Source organism: Kocuria sp. CPCC 205235 (assembly GCF_040980905.1).
Classification (GTDB): domain Bacteria; phylum Actinomycetota; class Actinomycetes; order Actinomycetales; family Micrococcaceae; genus Kocuria; species Kocuria carniphila.
This window is the reverse complement of record NZ_JAVKPR010000009.1, coordinates 18697-35723: the sequence shown is the minus strand read 5'-3', so window position 1 is coordinate 35723 and position 17027 is coordinate 18697. Positions and strand designations below refer to the sequence as shown.

Sequence of the window (17027 nt, the reverse complement as noted above, 5' to 3'; positions counted from 1 at the left end):
CGGAACGGCCGGAGCGACGTCGTCGGTGGAGTATTTACCGAACGCCGCGCATGAGGCGCGTGATGGGCTTGGCCAGCAGGAGCAGGACAACGCCCAGCGCCGCGGTGATCAGGCCCAGGGTGCCGAAGTAGGCGCCCTCGGTGTCCGAGGTGTAGTAGACCGCGAGCACGCCGGACAGGGTGGTACCGAGCGAGACGGCCAGATTGTTCAAAGCGACCATCTGCGCGGGGTACTTGTTCGGTGCGAGCTTGGTCGTCAGGGACAGACCGACCGGGGAGAGCATGAGCTCACCGAGCGTGGCGATCAGCAGGATCAGAGCGATCCACATCAGCGGCACGGACACGTGACCCACCATGGGCAGGAAGGTCAGGAACGCGGCGCCGATCAGCAGCAACGCCAGACCGAACTTGACCGGCGTGGTGGGCTGACGGCGACCCAGCTTGGTCCACATGGCGGCGAACACGGGTGCCAGCAGGATGATGAACACGGGGTTGATCGACTGGACCCAGGACGGCGGCATTTCCCAGCCGAAGAGGTTCAGGTTGAGGCGGGTGTCCGCGTAGATCGCGATGACCGTGAACTGCTGCTGGAACAGTGCGAAGAATGCCGCAGTGGCAATGAACATGGGGATGAACGAGATCACGCGGGAGTGCTCATCCGAGCTGAGGTCCCTGTCGCGCAGCAACATAGTGAAGATGGCGATGGCCGCCAAAATCACGACCACGGTGATGACGTTGGCGAGGTTCGCGGCGTTCAGGACGCCCAGCAGCGCGGCAACGGCAATGATGGCCACGGCGGCCAGAGCGATGGTGATCCACTTGCCGTACTCCGAGCGGGGCAGCGGGTTGGGAACGTGGTGTATCGACTGGGGAAGCTTACGGCGAGCGCGGGTGTAGAGGATCAGGCCGATGGCCATGCCGATGGCTGCCAAACCGAAGCCGAAGTGGAAGCCCCAGGCTTCCCACGCTGCACCGGTCAGCAGCGGGCCGGCCAGACCACCGATGTTGACGCCCATGTAGTAGAGCGAGAAGCCGGCGTCACGGCGCGGATCTTCGCGCTCGTAGAGGTGACCGACCATATCGACGCACGTGGTCTTCAGGCCACCGGAACCGATGGCAATGCAGATCAGGCCGATAGCCAGACCCGCCACACTGGGGAGCAGAGCCAGGGAGATATGGCCCGCCATAATGAGGAGCGCGGAGTAGAACATGGTTCGTTCGGACCCGAGCAGCCGGTCAGCGATCCAGGCACCCAGGATCGAGCTGAGGTAGACGCTACCGCCGTATGCGCCCACGATGCCCACGGCCACGTTCTCGGGAATCCCGAGTCCGCCATCCACCGCGGCGTAGTACATGTAGTAGAGGACCAGGCCCTGCATGCCGTAGAACGAGAAACGCTCCCACATCTCCACGCTGAACAGGTGGGACAGCATGCGCGGCTGGCCGAAGAATGTTTTTCCGCTGGGATCCTGCGGAGCTATGTGCGAATTGGGCGTGACCGGCACGGTTGTGGCGCGCGGCTCCCCCGGGGTGTTGTTTGTCATAACTTCCAATTCTGCACCTGTTAGGGGAGCTAACGCGACATGGCGGGCTTTGTCGTCGGTTCGTGGTCAGCTTTATTGCCTAGTCGTCAGGCAGAAATGGGCGGTCATCGGGCGGTAAAAGTTCCTATGCTCGAGGCATGTTCTCGTCACCCAGACGCCAACGCGGCCTCGGTGACATTTCTGGCGGAGGTTCGTAACGAAAACCGTCATTCGCGTGCGATCCTGCGCCACAGATGTCAGGACGCGCTCGGGACGGAGTTCAGTCTCGCCAGTGAGAATGGCCTCGGTTCCCCTGAGGGAACCGAGGCCATTTCGTGGAGGTAACAGCGATCAGTCGTTGAAGTCCTCCGGCGCGGAGCCGATGCGGCCGTCGTCGCGGGTGAGGCCGTCGATCAGGGCGATCTCCTCGGAGCTGAGCGTGAGGTCCTGCGCGGCCCAGTTCTCCTCGATGCGTTCGGGAGTCACGGACTTGGGGAACACCACGTTGCCGATGGCCAAGTGCCACGCGATGATGACCTGCGCCGGGGTGGCGTCGTGGGCCTTGGCGATCTGGGCGATGGTCTCGTCCTGCAGATCGGCCTTGCCCTGACCCAGCGGGGACCAGGCTTCGGTCACGATGTCGTACTTCGCATCCAGATCGCGCATGGCCTTCTGGTTGAAGTAGGGGTGCAGCTCGATCTGGTGTGCGGCGGGGATGTCACCGGTGTCGATGATCTCCTGGAAGGCTTCCTCACCGAAGTTGGAGATACCAATGGAACGGGCCTTACCGGACTTCTTGATCTCCTGGAATGCCTTCCAGGTCTCCAGGTACTTGCCCTTCTTCGGCTGCGACCAGTGGATGAGGTACAGGTCCACGTAGTCCAGGCCCAGGCGTTCCAGGGATTCGTCGATGGCCTTCAGCGCGGAATCGTAGCCCTGGTCGTCATTCCACAGCTTGGTGGTGATGAACAGTTCCTCACGGGGGATGCCGCTCTTGGCGATCGCGCGACCCACGCCTTCTTCATTGCCGTAGATCTTGGCGGTGTCGATGTGGCGGTAGCCGGTCTCGAGAGCCTTGGTCACCACTTCCTCGGCGACGTCCGGCTCAACCTGCCAGACTCCGTAGCCGAACTGCGGAATCGTGTTGCCGTCGTTGAGGGTCAGGGTTGCATTGCGAGGCATGGAAATCCTTTCGTTGGGAAACTGTTTTCAGTGAACTCCTCCGCCTGCCGCCCTGACAAGCCGTTAAGTTATGAGTGAAGTCACGGCCGTCAGGTGCATGTCAGTGAGTCGTGGTGAAATAGAGGTATGAAGTTCAACTTCCACCGTGTCAAGACCCCCGCGTACATCACCTCCATCGCCCTGGTGGTGATCGGTCTGCTGTTCGAGCTCGGCTCCATGCCCGTTGCCGCGTGGATCTTCGTGATCCTGGGCATCGTGCTCAACGTCATGGCCGTGTCCGTGACCGCGGTCAACGACAATCCTCGCGCCCCTCGCGAGTTCAAGCGCTCCTCGGTGGAGGACGGCACCCGCGTGGTCATCGAACCGGACGTTGACACCGAGCAACAGGAGACCGTTCCTGCCGCACCTTCGACTCCCAAGGCGAAGTCCACCGCCCCCATCAAGGACGAAAAGCCCGCAAAGCGCATGGGCTCCTCCGCGCTCCGCGCGAACCTGGCCGGCAAGTTGGGTTCCCGTCCTGCCGCTGATGGCACCAAGGACCCCCACCAAGTCAAGTAGTTCTTCTGCCGACGACGCCGCTGCGTCGCCACGACAACGGTCTCTCGCCTTTCGGTAAGAGGCCGTTCGTATGTGCGGGTCGCGCTCACGGGCACGATCAGTTCATCGCCGCACCCTGATAGATCTGACGGATCCGCGCATCATCCAAGCGGGTTTCGATGTTCACGGTGTTCTCGGGATCGGAACGCAAGTAGCGCACCGGCCCGTGCGCGCCCACGGCGAGCTTCTCCGAATCCGACGTGTTGTACACGGCGTCGACCGGGGCCTGGAACTTGGGACCCTGTACCGGGTTCACGGACAGCACCAGGTGAGCAGTGACCGTCTCTGAGACGCCGTTCTCGTCGAACGGGGAGTCCACGTCCACTTCGCGGATGATGCCCACGCCGTAACCGATGACACCCGGCAGTCGAGTAGCCAGATGACCCTGCGCGCGGGCGAAGGCCTTCTTCACGCTGGAGATCCACGTGAGTGCGGCCAGAACCAAAATCACGGCAATCGCGCCCAACCACAGGCCGTTGTTAGTGTCCGCGTAGCGCATCCAGCACAGCACGATGGCCAGCGCCGACACCACGGGGATCACCAGGATCATGGAGTTGGCGAGCTTCTCGCGGGTGCCTACCTTGGCCGGTGTGGCAGGCGAGGCGGGACTCGCCGAGCTGGTACCGGACGCTGTGGCGCCTGGATCGGAAGCGCCGTCGGCGGGTGATGCGTTACTCGCGGGCGAAGAACCAGCATTGCCCGAGGTCGCGGACGGGTTGCGCCGCAACTGCTGCATGGCTTTGAGATCGAACCCTCGGTCATCAACGGTAACGGGGGTGGGCCAGGTGTCCATGGAATCCATGGTTCCCATTATGGTGGCATGACGTCCTAGAGAGGTGGTCCGTCCATGCCCGAGCGTCCCGCTCAGCCCCCGGTCAACCGCGGCCACCGTGCCGGTTTGCTGCTGGTGGGGGTGTTGTTGCTGGGCGCCAACCTCCGCGCCGGCATCACCGCGGTAGGTCCCGTGCTCCCGGACATCGAGCAACAGGGCGGCCTGACCGGGTTCGAGGCGTCGCTGCTCGTGAGCCTGCCGTTGATTGCGTTCGCCGTGATTTCGCCGTTCGCGCCACGGCTGGCTGAGAGCCTCGGGTTGGAACGCGTCCTGGGCCTGGCGCTCGCCGTGTTGGCGCTGGGTATCATCATTCGCTCGACGCCCGGGCCCGGCTTCATCTGGATCGGCACGGTGCTGCTGGGTGCCGCGATCGCGGTGCTGAACGTGCTGATCCCCGCGTTGATCAAACGCGATTGGCCGCACAAGATCGGCCCCATGACCGGTGTGTACCAGTCGGTCACCGCGCTCACGGCCGCTCTTGCTTCGGGTGTAGTGGTCCCCATTGCCCAGGTAGCCCCGTCCGGTTGGCGCTTCGCCCTGGGGATCTGGGCCGGCACGGCGATCATCGGCTTGGCCATCTTCCTGCCGTGGATCGTGGGTCGCCGGAAACCCACCAAGGACCTTCCCGGCCGTTCCGAGCTGCGTGACGAACACGGCGCTCTAAGGACGACGCCGCCCGCTCGCCGTCACGCCAAACTCCCCTTGGGTTCCGCGCTGGCTTGGCAGGTCACCGCGTACATGGGACTGCAGTCCACTGTCTACTACACGATGGTGACCTGGTTGCCCGCGGTGCAAGTGTTCAACGGTGCGAGCGCGGTGGAAGCCGGTTGGTACCACTTCGCGTTCCAGGCATGTGGACTGGTGGGCACCCTCTTCACGGCATCCATGATCCCCAGGACCCGGAGTCAGTCCGGGCTGGGCATCCTGTTCACCAGTTCGGCCGTGATCGGTGTGATCGGTCTGCTGACCATGCCCGGACTGTCACTGTTGTGGGCGCTGTTCATCGGCTTCTGCACGGGCGGGGCCATCGTGCTGGCCATGGCGCTGTTCGGGCTGCGCACCGTGGACTATCACCAGGCGGCCGGGCTGTCCTCAATGGCGCAAAGCGTCGGCTACCTGCTCGCTGCGTTGGGGCCGGTCATGATCGGTGTGCTGCGGGATGCTACGGGCACCTGGACCATCCCGCTGCTCACGATTCTCGGCGTGATCATCGCGCAGGGTGTGTTCGTGGCTCTGGCCGGACGCAATCGCACGCTGCCCGCGTAGGGCGAGCGAGCGGCGTCGTCGATCGTCGACGAGCTAGGCGAGCTGGAACGAGCGCTTGGACAGGCCGATCTTGTAGCCCTCGATCGTGGTCTTGACCGGGCCCTCGGGATCGTCCGCGGCACCCAACGTGATGAACAGCGGCGTGAAGTGCTCCACGGTGGGGTGCGCATAGGGCATGCCGGGGGCGTCGGTGCGGAAGCGGGACAGTCCGGCAACGTCACCGTCGTCGAGCAACTGGGCGGCCCACGAATCGAAGTCCACGGACCAGGACTCGGGCTCGGCCGTGGTCCCCAACAGCAGCTGGCGAGACGGCATGCCGTGGGTCATGAAGCCGGAACCGACCACCAGGTAGCCCTCGTGGCGCAATTGGCGCAGGTGGCGACCCAGGTCCATGAGTCGCTCGGGGGAGTGCGTGGGCATGGAGACCTGCAGTGCAGGAACGTCCGCGAGCGGGTACATGGCGCGCAGCGGAACCCACGCGCCGTGGTCCAAGCCGCGGTTGTGATCCACGTGCAAGGATTCGGTGTCCGGCATCATCGCGGCGATCCGGGCACCCAGTGTCGAGGCGTCCGGGGTGGGGTAGGTGAGCTCGTAGAAGCGCTGCTCGAACCCGCCGAAGTCGTAGACCAACGGGGTATTGGCGGTGGGCGAGGTGATGGACGTGGGCGCATTCTCCCAGTGCGCCGACACGACGACGACGCCGCGCGGCTTGGGCATGCTCATGGCCCACTCGAAGAGCTCGGAGAGCCAGAGCTCATCGTCGAGGAGCCCCGGATAACCGTGGCTCAAGTAGATGGAGGGCAGCGGTGCGTCACCGTCTTGCCAGCGCGGTTGCGCTGCGGAGCGGGGGACCGATGACATCTCATGGCGGTCGAGAACGGTCATGCTCATGACGGTTACTTCCTTCCAAAATAGTTTCTGTTGCAAGCAATTCTAGGGAACAATATTTGCTGCGTCAATATATTCCACCTAGAATCGGCGCATGAGCGATACAGAATGGTTGTCCGAAGACGAGCGCGAAGCGTGGCTGGCGCTCGTGTCGATCATGTTCCGCCTGCCCGGCGCCGTGGAAACACAGCTGCGCAGCGAAGAGGACATGTCTCTGGCGGAATACCTGGTTCTGGCGATGCTCTCCGAAGCCTCCGACCACCGGCACCGCATGTCCGAACTCGCGGCCGCCACGAACACGTCTCAGTCACGGCTCTCGCGCATCGTCGCGCGCATGGAGAAGGCCGGACTGGTCACCCGCGAGGGCCGGCTCGACGACCGCCGCGTGGTCATCGCCGAAATCACTGACGCCGGGATCGAACGCATCCAGCAAGCTGCGCCGGCTCATGTGCGCCACGTGCGCGACATCGTCTTCAATCGTCTGAGCCCCGAGCAGGTGGGTCAGCTGGTCGAGATCGGCCACTCCCTCAACCGCGGACCGGCTGAGGACGTGGCGAAGGGTTTGCGCTCGATCGCCTGAGCTCGGTGGCATCACGAGGTGGCTGCCTGCAGTTCGGTTCGCTGAATGCTTGGCCGCTTGAGCGCTCGGCTGGTTGCGCGCTCAAGCGCCCTGCTGTCGCACCGCGTGACCACGGATCCGAAGCACCTCGGCGCCGCTCCCGCCCCGGGTCTAGAGTGGCGGGGTGAGTATGAACAGCAGTCCGCACCGGGTCATGATGGGCGCCGTCAAGGGCCAGGAGTACAAGGGACGCAAGATCAGTGGCGCGACCATCAAGCGCATCCTGACTTTCGCGCGTCCGCACCGTAAGACCATCACCCTGTTCATCGTGGTTTCGGTGGCGCTGGCGGTGCTGGGCGTTGTCACTCCGGTGCTTGCCGGACGCGTGGTCAATGCCATCACCGGCGGTCAGGACATATCGGCCGTGGTGTGGCTGGCCGTGGGAATCGCGATCGTCGCCCTGCTGGATGCCGGTCTGTCCGTGCTCAACCGACTGTTGTCCTCGCGCGTGGGTGAAGGTCTGATCTACGACCTGCGCACCACTGTGTACGACCACGTGCAGACCATGCCGCTGGCGTTCTTCACCAGAACCCGCACGGGGGCACTGGTCTCCCGACTCAATACTGATGTGATCGGCGCGCAGCGCGCCTTCGCGGGAACCCTGTCCGGCGTGGTGTCCAACGTGGTTTCGTTGGCACTGACCGTGGGTGTCATGGTGACCATCTCGTGGCAGGTCACCGGCTTGTCTTTGCTGTTGCTCCCCATCTTCTTGATCCCCGCCCGTGCCATGGGCGGCCGACTGGCCGGGCTGCAGCGGCAATCCGCGCAGTACAACGCCCAGATGTCCATCCGCATGACCGAACGCTTCGCCGCCGGCGGAGCCACGCTGGTCAAGCTGTACGGTGACCCTTCGAGTGAGTCCCGGCAGTTCGCCGAACGAGCGGCGAGTGTGCGCAATATCGGTATTCGCACCACCATGCTGCAGACGACGTTCGTCACCGCGCTGACCTTGGTTTCCGCCTTGGCGCTGGCGTTGGTCTACGGCGTGGGCGGCGCCCAGGCGATCCTGGGTCACCTGGATGCCGGTGCCGTCGTGACCCTGGGCATGCTGCTGACCAGGCTATATACCCCGTTGACCATGTTGGCCAACGCCCACATGGACATCATGAGTGCCGTGGTGAGCTTTGAGCGCGTGTTCGAGGTGCTCGACATCAAACCCCTGATCCGCGAGGCTCCCGATGCCCGCGCCATCGACGCGGGCCCGGCGTCGGTGGAGTTCGACGACGTCCACTTCGCCTACCCCTCGGCCGAAAAGGTCTCCTTGGCCTCCTTGGAGGACGTGGCGGTGTTGGATTCGCGCGGTGGAGAAGAAGTGCTGCATGGCATCTCCTTCAGCGCCCAACCGGGTCACACCGTGGCCTTGGTCGGATCCTCGGGCGCGGGAAAGTCCACGATTGCCCAGTTGGTGGCGCGTCTGTACGACGTCGACACCGGTGCCGTCCGCTTGGGCGGCCAAGACGTCCGTGAAACCACGTTCGAATCTCTGCGTGACACCGTGGGCATGGTCATGCAGGACGGTCATCTGTTCCACGACACCATTCGCGCCAACTTGGCTCTGGCCCGCCCGGAGGCCACGGACGAGGACCTGTGGGATGCCCTGGATCGCGCCCGGATGAAACACGTAATTGAATCCCTCCCGGACGGCCTGGACACCGTGGTGGGAGAGCGCGGCTACCGGCTCTCCGGTGGTGAGCGGCAGCGCCTGACCATTGCCCGCCTGTTACTGGCGCAACCCCCTGTGGTGATTCTCGATGAGGCTACCTCTGCGCTGGATTCCACCAATGAGGTGTACGTGCAAGCGGCCTTGGGCGAGGCCATGGTCGGCCGTACCGCCATCGTGATTGCCCACCGCCTGTCGACCATTCGTCAGGCCGATCAGATTCTGGTGATCGAGGCGGGCCGGATCGTGGAGCGCGGCACGCACGACGAGTTGCTTGAGGCCGATGGCCGGTACGCGGAACTGTACGAAACGCAGTTCTCCACCACCGAGTGAGCGGGCCTAATCTGTCGTCATGCCGATGAACCTCTCGCTCCCCGATCAGCTGTTCGAAGAACTGGGCATTACCTGGCCCCACGCGATCGCGGTGGTGCTGTCCGCGGTCGGGATCTACGTGGCCTTCCTGCTGTTCGTGCGGATATTCGGTCAGCGCGTGCTCATGGCCATGTCCACGTTCGACGTGGTGGTCACGGTCATGCTCGGCTCGGTGGCCGGCCGCGTGATCCTGGGACACCCGCCCACTCTGACCAGCGGCATCCTGGGCCTGGCCACGCTGTTCATCCTGGAGGCGGTCTTCGGTCAGCTGCGCTCGTCGATGCGGGTGCACAAGCTCATGAACAGCCCGGCGCGATTGCTCATGATCGGCCAGGACATTCAAGAGAAGACGCTCAAGCGATCCCACATCACGATCTGGGAGTTGCATGGTGCGTTGCGTCGCGCCGGTATTCGCTCATATCAGGAGATCGCGTGTGTCCTACACGAGCCCGGCGGTGGCATCAGCGTGCTGCGCCGCGGTGTGCCCATCGACCCGCGGTTGCTCACTGACGTCGCCGGTGCAGACCACATCCCGGACGAGTTCCTCGCTGGGGATGACCCTGCCGGTGACCACCTGGGTAGTCACCGGCAGGGTTAGGACACGGCCGGGTTCAGCCCTGCCGGGCCTTCATGCGCGGGTTCTTCTTGTTGATCACGTAGGTGCGGCCGCGGCGGCGCACGATCTGCGAACCGGGAACCTTCTTGAGCGCGCGCAGTGAGTTACGGACCTTCATGGTGTCTCCTTTGTCTGGGTTGGCGGGGTGTCTTGACAGGGGTTGGTCGACGGCGGCTCGTCGACCGGGGCGCCCGTGGCGGCGTGGAGCAGCTCGTGCAGTTGCCCGCCGTCCAGGAATGAGCCGGTGATGGCGATCGTGCATCCGCACAGTCCGTCCGGTAGCAGCGAGACGTGTCGCCTAGCTCGATCGGGAAGCGTGGCCGCAGCCGTACTCGCGTTCAGTACCGACGCGATGTAGTCGAGTGTCGTGGGCTCCTGCTCTTTCGGTTCGAGCCACACGTGCGGCCCCACGCCCTCGATGGCCACCGTGCGGGAAGGATCCGTGTGGAAATGCACGGTTCCGCGCACCCGGCACGCGCCGGCCACCATGGTGCCCAGGGCGCGATGGGACAGTGCCGGGTCCACCGGCTGGGAGGTGCGCAGCACCACGGTCGAGGCCGCGGCGCCGTCGTACTCGGGAATACTCCCCGGACGACGCCGCTGCTTCGCGGCGTGTTCGTCGAAGCTCGCGAACATCCCGGCGTGCGTCGAGGAACTGCGACGTGGTGTGGCGGTGGCGTCCACAATCGTCAGGTGCGGGGCGATCTCCCCGATCAATTCAACGCCGCGGTCCCACTGTTCGGGGTGGTGCGGGGCCAAGGCTGAATCCAAGTTGTTCACAGCGAGCAGGCTGGAGCTGTGTGCGACTTCCGCGGCCAAGAACTCGCCGGAGGTTCGGCAGTATTCCCGTTCGGGCATGAAGCGTGGTTCGCCCTTGGGGGTCTCATGGACTGCGGGAAGCGCGGGGCGGGAATCGAACTCCACGGCAGGGGAGACATCCCAGAGAGTGTCCTCCACGGTTTCGGGATCCACGGCGAACAGCACGGACTGAATGCGGATCTCGGGGGACTCGGAGGTGCGTTCGGGGGCTCTAAGGGCGGCCACCGCATCTTCGGACGGGAACCCCATGGGGAGTAGCAGCACGATGAGTTCGTCATCCGCGGTTGCGGAGGCCTGGTCGACCACGTGGTGCGCAAGATCGTGCCGGGCTGCGGCACCTTGGTCCGCGTGGCCCGGCTCGGTGACATCCAGTGGTGAGGCGTGCAGGAAGCGGAGGTTCCCATTGCGGTGATGCTTGCGCATCAGGGCGCCGTCGGCGGTGATGTCCCATCGGATGAACTCGCCGAGGGCCAGCGCCGGGCGAGGTACTTCACGGCAGCCAGACGTGCCAGGGCATCCAGGGAGCTGACGATGACGAAACGCATACCGTCACTCTAATAAGAATGGTTCTCAAAAACAAACATGTGACAACACCGCGAAATAACGGAGCACACTGATGATTGCGCTGGATAGGATGAACGCACGCCATCGAAGGGACTTCAAGGGCATGACCGAAACGGCCATTCGCTATTCAGGCGTGAGCAAGGTGTATCCCAACGGGACCACCGCCGTGGACCACCTGGATCTGGAGATCCCCACCGGCTCACTCACCGTGTTCGTGGGCCCTTCGGGCTGCGGCAAAACCACCTCGCTCCGCATGCTCAACCGCATGGTGGAACCCACCTCCGGCACCGTGGAGATCAACGGTCGCAACGTGGCGGACGTCCCCGCCGCGCAGCTGCGCCGTTCCATGGGCTATGTGATGCAGCAGTCCGGGCTCATGCCCCACCGCACGGTGGAGGACAACATCGCCACCGTGCCCCGGTTGAACGGGGTGTCCAAATCCAAGGCCCGCGCCAATGCTCGTGAACTCCTCGGTTCCGTGGGGCTCGACGAGTCCCTGGCTACCCGCTACCCGGCGCAACTGTCCGGTGGTCAACAGCAGCGCGTGGGCGTGGCCCGAGCGCTTGCCGCTGATCCGCCCATCCTGCTCATGGACGAACCCTTCTCCGCGGTGGACCCCGTGGTGCGCCAGGACTTGCAGCGTGAACTCCTGGACCTGCAGAAGCGCTTGCACCGCACCATTGTGTTCGTCACCCACGACATCGACGAGGCCATCACCCTGGGTAACCGCGTGGCCGTCTTCGCCCGCGGTGGCAAGCTGGCCCAGTACGCGACCCCGGAAGAACTCCTTCGAGCTCCGGCCGACGACTTCGTGGCGGACTTCATCGGCCGCGACCGCGGCTTCCGCTCCCTGACCTTCTACCGCGCCCCGGTGGCCGTCCACCCCGTCACGGTGCTCAACGCGGAGACAGGCCAGCGCTCGCGGATCGATTCCGGGCACGGCTCGTCCGCGCCCTGGCAGGCCGACGGCGCTGAGGGCGGTTCTCACGACGCCGCCCACGGCGATACGCACGCCGGCGCACGAAACGGTGCGATAGCGGCGTCGTCGGACGGCTGGGTCCTGCTGGTCAACGAACGCAACGCGCCGCTGGGTTGGCTGCCCGTGGACGGTGCCGGCAACCCCGCGCCGCGTGAAGAACTGCGCGTGGGCGGCACGCTGTGGCGCGCCGGCGACTCGCTGCGTACCGCCCTGGACGCCGCGCTCTCCTCGCCGTCGGGACAGGCTGTGGCGGTTCACGAGGACGGCTCGCTGGCCGGAATCCTGCGCGGTGACGAAATCATGCGGGCCATCGAGGAGCAACGCAACGAGCGATCCGACCGGCGGGAGCGGCCATGAACTGGCTGTCGAACAACTGGTCCACGGTCTTCGAACTGACGGGAACCCACCTGCTGCAATCGGTGATTCCCGTGGTGGTGGGACTGCTGATCTCGGTGCCCTTGGCCAGGCTGGCCGCCGGCAGTAAGTGGCTGCGGCCGCTGTTCGTAACCGGATCGTCTTTGCTCTACACAATTCCCTCACTCACGCTGTTCGTGGTGTTGCCACTGATCCTGGGCACCCAAATGACCTCGCTGATCAACGTGATCGTGGCGCTGACCCTGTATGTGATCGCGATTTTGGTGCGCTCGTGCGTGGATGCGTTCGAGGCCGTGGACAAGGACATTCTGCAGGCCGCCACTGCCATGGGTTACAAGCCCGTGCGCCGCTTCTTCGGCGTGGAGCTGCCGCTAGCCGTGCCCGTAATGATTGCGGGGCTGCGCGTGGCCACGGTGTCGAACATTTCCATGGTGTCCGTCGGCGCGGTGATCGGTATTCAGTCCCTGGGCACGCTGTTCACGGACGGGCTGCGGCGCTCCATCATGTCGGAGATCGTGGTGGGCATCATCGCGACCGTGATCCTGGCCGTGGTGCTGGATCAGTTGCTGCGCTTGGTCGGTCACGTGCTCACTAAGTGGCGCCGGGCGGGGCAGGTCAGTAGCGGCAACGGAGGCCGAGAACGGCGTGGTGACGGCACGGGCAAGCGCTCGGCTGCCGGTCCCGAGAGCGAGACTCAGGACGAGGACTCCCAGCGCGCCCGCTCCATCGCCAGCGTGGAATCCGGAGGTGCGAAGGCATGAACCTGATCGACCAGGCCCTCCAATTCCTTATCGACCCGATGAACTGGACCGGTGCCGCCGGCATCCCGCAGCGCATGCTCGAACACCTGGGCTATACGGCCCTGACCATGGCCATCGCTTTGATCATTGCCGTGCCGCTGGGGCTGTGGGTGGGGCACACCGGGCGCGGTAGCGGTGTAGTGGTCGGTATCACCGGCGCCCTGCGTTCGCTGCCCACACTGGGTCTGCTGACGCTGTTCACCCTGCTCATGGGACTCGGCCTGATGCCACCGATCCTGGCGCTCGTGCTGCTGGCCATCCCGCCCATCCTGTCCGGAACGTACTCCGGGATCGCCTCGGTGAATCCCGCGCTCGTGGACGGCGCCCGCGCCATGGGCATGACCGAGCGGCAGACGCTCACGCGCGTGGAAATCCCCGTGGCGCTGCCCGTGATCCTGGGCGGCATTCGCAACGCCGCACTGCAGGTGCTCGCGACCGTGACCATCGTGGCCTACATCAACCTGGGTGGCCTGGGAAGATACTTGATCGACGGGCTGGCCGTGCGCGACTACTCACGCATGCTGGCCTCCGTGGTACTCGTGGCGGTGCTTGCGCTCGCTGCGGACGCAATATTGGCTCTGATTCAACGCCTGGTGACCTCGCCGGGGCTCAGATTGGCAGGAGAACGCTCATGACCATTTCACTTTTCCGGCGCGCGGGCGCGTGGCTGGCCGGGTTCTTCGCCCTGGCGCTGGTGCTCACCGCGTGCGGTGGCGGTTCCGATCCACTCGACGATTCCGGTGACGACGCCGCTTCGGGCGGGTCCTCGGAGACGATCACGGTTGGGTCGGCGGACTTCCCCGAGTCCCAGGTGATCGCGGAACTCTACGCGGGCGTGCTCAAGGATGCGGGTCTCACGGTGGAGACCAATGCGGGCATTGGCGCCCGCGAGGCGTACACGGGCGCGGTCAAGGACGGGTCCGTGGACGTGGTTCCGGACTACTCAGGCAACCTCTTGCTGTTCGCCGACACCGAGGCCACCCAGGCCTCCGCCGAGGACATCATGAGCGCGCTTCCGGGTGCTTTGGAGTCCGAGGGACTCTCCGTGCTGGAGGCCTCCGACGCCGAGAACAAAGACTCCCTGGCGGTCACCCAGGCCACCGCGGACGAGCACTCCCTGAAGTCCATCGAGGACATGGCACCGGTGTGCGGTGAATTCATCATGGCCGGCCCGCCCGAGTTCCAGGAACGCGCCTACGGTGTCAAGGGTCTGGAAGAGAAGTACAACTGCACGTTCAAGTCCTTCGAACCGATCAATGACGGCTCCGGCCCCCTGACCGTGCAGGCCCTCACGAGCGGTGACGTACAGGTGGCCAATATCTTCACGACCACCCCGGCTATCGAGGACGAGAACCTGGTGGTTCTGGAGGATCCCAAGAACAATTTCATTGCGCAGCAGGTGCTCCCGCTGACCGCTCCGGACCGCCTTCCGCAGGAGGCCCAGGACGCGCTGAACGAGTTCTCGGGCAAGCTGACCACCCAGGACCTGATCGATCTGAACCGCAAGGTGAGCGGTGAACAGCAAATGAACCCGGCAGATGCTGCCGCCGAATGGTTGTCGGAGAACGGCTACCAGTCCTAGTTTCCACAGGGGATGTCCACAGCCGGTGGGCATTGTGGGAAATCGGGGTTGACCTGCTCGAACACAACGTTTGAGCAGGTCAATTCTCATTCGACACGCCGTAGTTTCCACACCTGTGGATAACTCTGTGCACAACCTGTGCAGTAAACGTAGGGTTACAAAATGCGACACGTACGCGTCACCTTGTTAGCGCACTAACAAAGATGTCTATGCTGGGGAAGCCACGATTCATCGGATGGTGGCACTGTCCGAAAGGGCTCGGCGTCAAGGGGGATCTCGAGCTCGGAACCACCTCACAGATCCGTGTTCGTGAGGAGACCGAGGAGACCGCACCATGTTTCAACAAGAAATGATCCTCCCGATCGTCACGAGCCGTGACGAACTCATCGGTGCCATGAAACGACGCCTGAGCCAGGATGACCGTGTTGGCTCCGCAGACCGCGAAGTCTTCCTGCGCAGGCTCAGCAAGTACGTCGGTCAACTCGTCACGGGACTGCGCGCCGTCTACGGCCAGCGCCCCGACTTCTGGGATCTGGCCGCGGCCAGCGTACTCACCGCATGGGACTCCTTCTCCGAGCGCCCGGAAGGCCTCAAAGAGCTTGATGTGGAGCGCGAGTCCGAGCCGTCGTGGTTCATGTCCCGTCAGGCCGTGGGCGGTGTCTGCTACGTGGATCGCTATGCGGGTTCTATTGCCGGACTGCGTGAGCGCATCCTGTACTTCAAGGAACTTGGTCTCAACTACCTGCACCTGATGCCGTTGTACGAGTGCCCCGAGGGCAACTCCGACGGTGGTTACGCCGTGTCCTCTTATCGGCGTGTGGATCCCGCATTGGGCACCATGGACGACCTGGCGGAACTCGCGGAGGAACTGCGAGCCGAGGGCATTGCCCTGGTGCTGGACTTCGTCTTCAACCACACCTCCAACGAACACGAATGGGCAAAGGCAGCGGCTGCCGGGGATCCGTTCTACGAGCAGTTCTACTGGATTTATCCGGACCGCACCGTGCCGGCCCAGTTCGAGGAAACCGCTCGCGAGATCTTTCCGGACGATCACCCCGGTGTGTTCACCCGCGTGGACGCCACCCCTGCCGGTCGCGCGGCCAGTGGTTTGGAAGAGGATCCCCGCTGGGTGTGGACCACGTTTCACCGTTTCCAGTGGGATTTGAACTACTCCAATCCCGCGGTCTTTCGGGCCATGGCAACGGAAATGCTGTTCCTCGCCAATCAGGGCGCACAGGTGTTGCGGCTGGATGCGGTGGCGTTCATCTGGAAACAGTTGGGAACCACGTGTGAGTCTCAGCCGCAGGTCCACGATCTGCTGCGCGCGTTCAACGCGATGGTCAAGCTGGCTGCCCCTGCCGTGGAGTTCAAGTCCGAGGCGATCGTCCACCCGGACGAGGTCATCCGGTACATCGACACGGACCAGTGCACCCTGTCCTACAACCCGCTCCAGATGGCCCTGGGTTGGGAAGCGAGCGCGACGCGCAAGGTCGCGCTGTTGCAGCAGGCGATCAACGAGCGCCACACGACCCCCGAGGGCACCGCGTGGGTCAACTACGTGCGCAGCCACGACGACATCGGGTGGACCTTCTCCGACGACGACGCCGCACGGGTGGGGGTCGACGGTTACGATCACCGTCGCTTCCTGAACGCCTTTTATACCGGACGATTTCAGGGCAGTTTCGCCCATGGCGTGGCGTTCCAGGACAATCCCCGGACCGGCGACTGTCGAATCTGCGGGACCACAGCCTCGCTCATGGGACTCGAAACCGAACCCGGCCCGGCGGCGGACCGCATTCTATTGGCGTACTCACTGGCCATGAGCACCGGCGGTGTCCCTCTGATCTATCTCGGGGACGAAGTGGGCCAGCTCAACGACCCCGCTTGGGCTGAGAACCCGGACAACTCTCACGACGCCCGGTGGGTGCACCGGCCCGAGTATTCACGGGCCGACTACGAGCGTCGCCACGATCTCTTCTCCGTGCAGGGTCGAATTTTCGGTGGGATCCAGCGGATGATTTCGGTGCGTCAGCAGACGGAGGAGTTCGACGGCACCCGGTTGATTCCGTTCGACACCCACAACCCCCATGTTCTGGGCTATCAGCGCCCCGGTGAGCACAGTGTGGTGCTGTGCCTGGCCAACTTCAGCGACTGGTCGCAGTACGTGACTGGGGAGACGCTGTCCGGGTTCCTGCCCACGGGTGTGGAACTACACGGTAACGGGACTGTGGATCTGCGCGGCGGCATCCTGTTGGACGCGCACAGTTTCTGGTGGATCCGTGTGATCCCGGTTCAGCAGAACGCGGTCCGCTCGCGCGAAGGTGCAGAAAAAACTGTCTGACGGACGCTGAGGT

The 17027-nt window shown here is 64.2% G+C and carries 17 protein-coding genes; 10 read left to right on the top strand and 7 right to left on the bottom strand.

The features are described from left to right. Positions 1–34 precede the first annotated feature (34 nt). Together RF638_RS08150 and RF638_RS08145 are read right to left on the bottom strand one after the other, a co-directional pair. Positions 35–1543 carry a peptide MFS transporter gene (locus RF638_RS08150; RefSeq protein WP_095797235.1) on the bottom strand — a complete coding sequence of 503 codons (1509 nt, stop codon included), beginning with the start codon at positions 1541–1543 and terminating at the stop codon, positions 35–37. A 330-nt stretch (positions 1544–1873) separates the two neighbouring features. Continuing rightward, positions 1874–2704 (bottom strand): aldo/keto reductase, encoded by an 831-nt coding sequence (locus tag RF638_RS08145; RefSeq protein ID WP_095797236.1) that lies wholly within the window; start codon positions 2702–2704, stop codon positions 1874–1876. Positions 2705–2830: 126 nt separating this feature from the next. On the opposite strand from RF638_RS08145, the gene RF638_RS08140 reads away from it, so the two are divergent. Next, on the top strand, positions 2831–3262 hold the full coding sequence (locus RF638_RS08140; RefSeq protein WP_095797237.1) for a hypothetical protein: 432 nt from the start codon (positions 2831–2833) through the stop codon (positions 3260–3262). A 97-nt stretch (positions 3263–3359) separates the two neighbouring features. Here RF638_RS08140 and RF638_RS08135 read toward each other — a convergent pair whose 3' ends face one another. Then, positions 3360–4103, bottom strand: a complete 744-nt coding sequence (locus RF638_RS08135) for a hypothetical protein (protein ID WP_095797301.1) — start codon at positions 4101–4103, stop codon at positions 3360–3362. A gap of 45 nt (positions 4104–4148) precedes the next feature. Here RF638_RS08135 and RF638_RS08130 point away from each other — a divergent pair, with 45 nt between their 5' ends. Continuing rightward, on the top strand, positions 4149–5399 hold the full coding sequence (locus tag RF638_RS08130; RefSeq protein ID WP_368841737.1) for a CynX/NimT family MFS transporter: 1251 nt from the start codon (positions 4149–4151) through the stop codon (positions 5397–5399). Between the two features lie 33 nt (positions 5400–5432). Here the strand turns inward: RF638_RS08130 and RF638_RS08125 are convergent, their stop codons facing one another. Next, positions 5433–6290 (bottom strand): dioxygenase, encoded by an 858-nt coding sequence (locus tag RF638_RS08125; RefSeq protein ID WP_095797239.1) that lies wholly within the window; start codon positions 6288–6290, stop codon positions 5433–5435. A 91-nt stretch (positions 6291–6381) separates the two neighbouring features. On the opposite strand from RF638_RS08125, the gene RF638_RS08120 reads away from it, so the two are divergent. The 3 genes from RF638_RS08120 to RF638_RS08110 all read left to right on the top strand — a co-directional run bounded on the left by RF638_RS08120 (position 6382) and on the right by RF638_RS08110 (position 9536). Next, positions 6382–6867, top strand: coding sequence for a MarR family winged helix-turn-helix transcriptional regulator (locus RF638_RS08120; protein WP_095797240.1), 486 nt, complete (start codon positions 6382–6384; stop codon positions 6865–6867). 193 nt (positions 6868–7060) lie between these two features. After that, a complete protein-coding gene (locus tag RF638_RS08115; RefSeq protein ID WP_368841773.1) occupies positions 7061–8899 on the top strand; it encodes an ABC transporter ATP-binding protein in 1839 nt (612 codons plus the stop codon). 19 nt (positions 8900–8918) lie between these two features. Then, positions 8919–9536 carry a DUF421 domain-containing protein gene (locus RF638_RS08110; protein WP_368841736.1) on the top strand — a complete coding sequence of 206 codons (618 nt, stop codon included), beginning with the start codon at positions 8919–8921 and terminating at the stop codon, positions 9534–9536. A gap of 13 nt (positions 9537–9549) precedes the next feature. On the opposite strand, the gene ykgO is transcribed toward RF638_RS08110, so the two are convergent. Genes ykgO through RF638_RS08095 form a run of 3 tightly spaced genes read right to left on the bottom strand, consistent with a single transcriptional unit; the run spans position 9550 to position 10918 of the window. Then, positions 9550–9672, bottom strand: a complete 123-nt coding sequence (gene ykgO, locus RF638_RS08105; protein ID WP_095797243.1) for a type B 50S ribosomal protein L36 — start codon at positions 9670–9672, stop codon at positions 9550–9552. Further along, complete coding sequence (locus tag RF638_RS08100; RefSeq protein WP_368841735.1) at positions 9669–10796, bottom strand: GTP-binding protein; 1128 nt, start codon at positions 10794–10796, stop codon at positions 9669–9671. Before RF638_RS08100 ends, ykgO begins: the two co-directional genes overlap by 4 nt. Further along, complete coding sequence (locus RF638_RS08095; protein WP_368841734.1) at positions 10796–10918, bottom strand: hypothetical protein; 123 nt, start codon at positions 10916–10918, stop codon at positions 10796–10798. Before RF638_RS08095 ends, RF638_RS08100 begins: the two co-directional genes overlap by 1 nt. A gap of 122 nt (positions 10919–11040) precedes the next feature. Between RF638_RS08095 and RF638_RS08090 the strand changes: the two genes are divergently transcribed. The 5 genes from RF638_RS08090 to RF638_RS08070 all read left to right on the top strand — a co-directional run bounded on the left by RF638_RS08090 (position 11041) and on the right by RF638_RS08070 (position 17014). Further along, positions 11041–12273 (top strand): ABC transporter ATP-binding protein, encoded by a 1233-nt coding sequence (locus RF638_RS08090; protein WP_315275728.1) that lies wholly within the window; start codon positions 11041–11043, stop codon positions 12271–12273. Next, complete coding sequence (locus RF638_RS08085; protein WP_129700149.1) at positions 12270–13052, top strand: ABC transporter permease; 783 nt, start codon at positions 12270–12272, stop codon at positions 13050–13052. Before RF638_RS08090 ends, RF638_RS08085 begins: the two co-directional genes overlap by 4 nt. Continuing rightward, positions 13049–13726, top strand: a complete 678-nt coding sequence (locus RF638_RS08080; RefSeq protein ID WP_129700147.1) for an ABC transporter permease — start codon at positions 13049–13051, stop codon at positions 13724–13726. Before RF638_RS08085 ends, RF638_RS08080 begins: the two co-directional genes overlap by 4 nt. Next, a complete protein-coding gene (locus RF638_RS08075; RefSeq protein ID WP_368841731.1) occupies positions 13723–14673 on the top strand; it encodes an ABC transporter substrate-binding protein in 951 nt (316 codons plus the stop codon). Before RF638_RS08080 ends, RF638_RS08075 begins: the two co-directional genes overlap by 4 nt. A gap of 334 nt (positions 14674–15007) precedes the next feature. Then, positions 15008–17014, top strand: coding sequence for an amylosucrase (locus RF638_RS08070; protein WP_368841730.1), 2007 nt, complete (start codon positions 15008–15010; stop codon positions 17012–17014). The last annotated feature ends 13 nt before the right edge of the window (positions 17015–17027 follow it).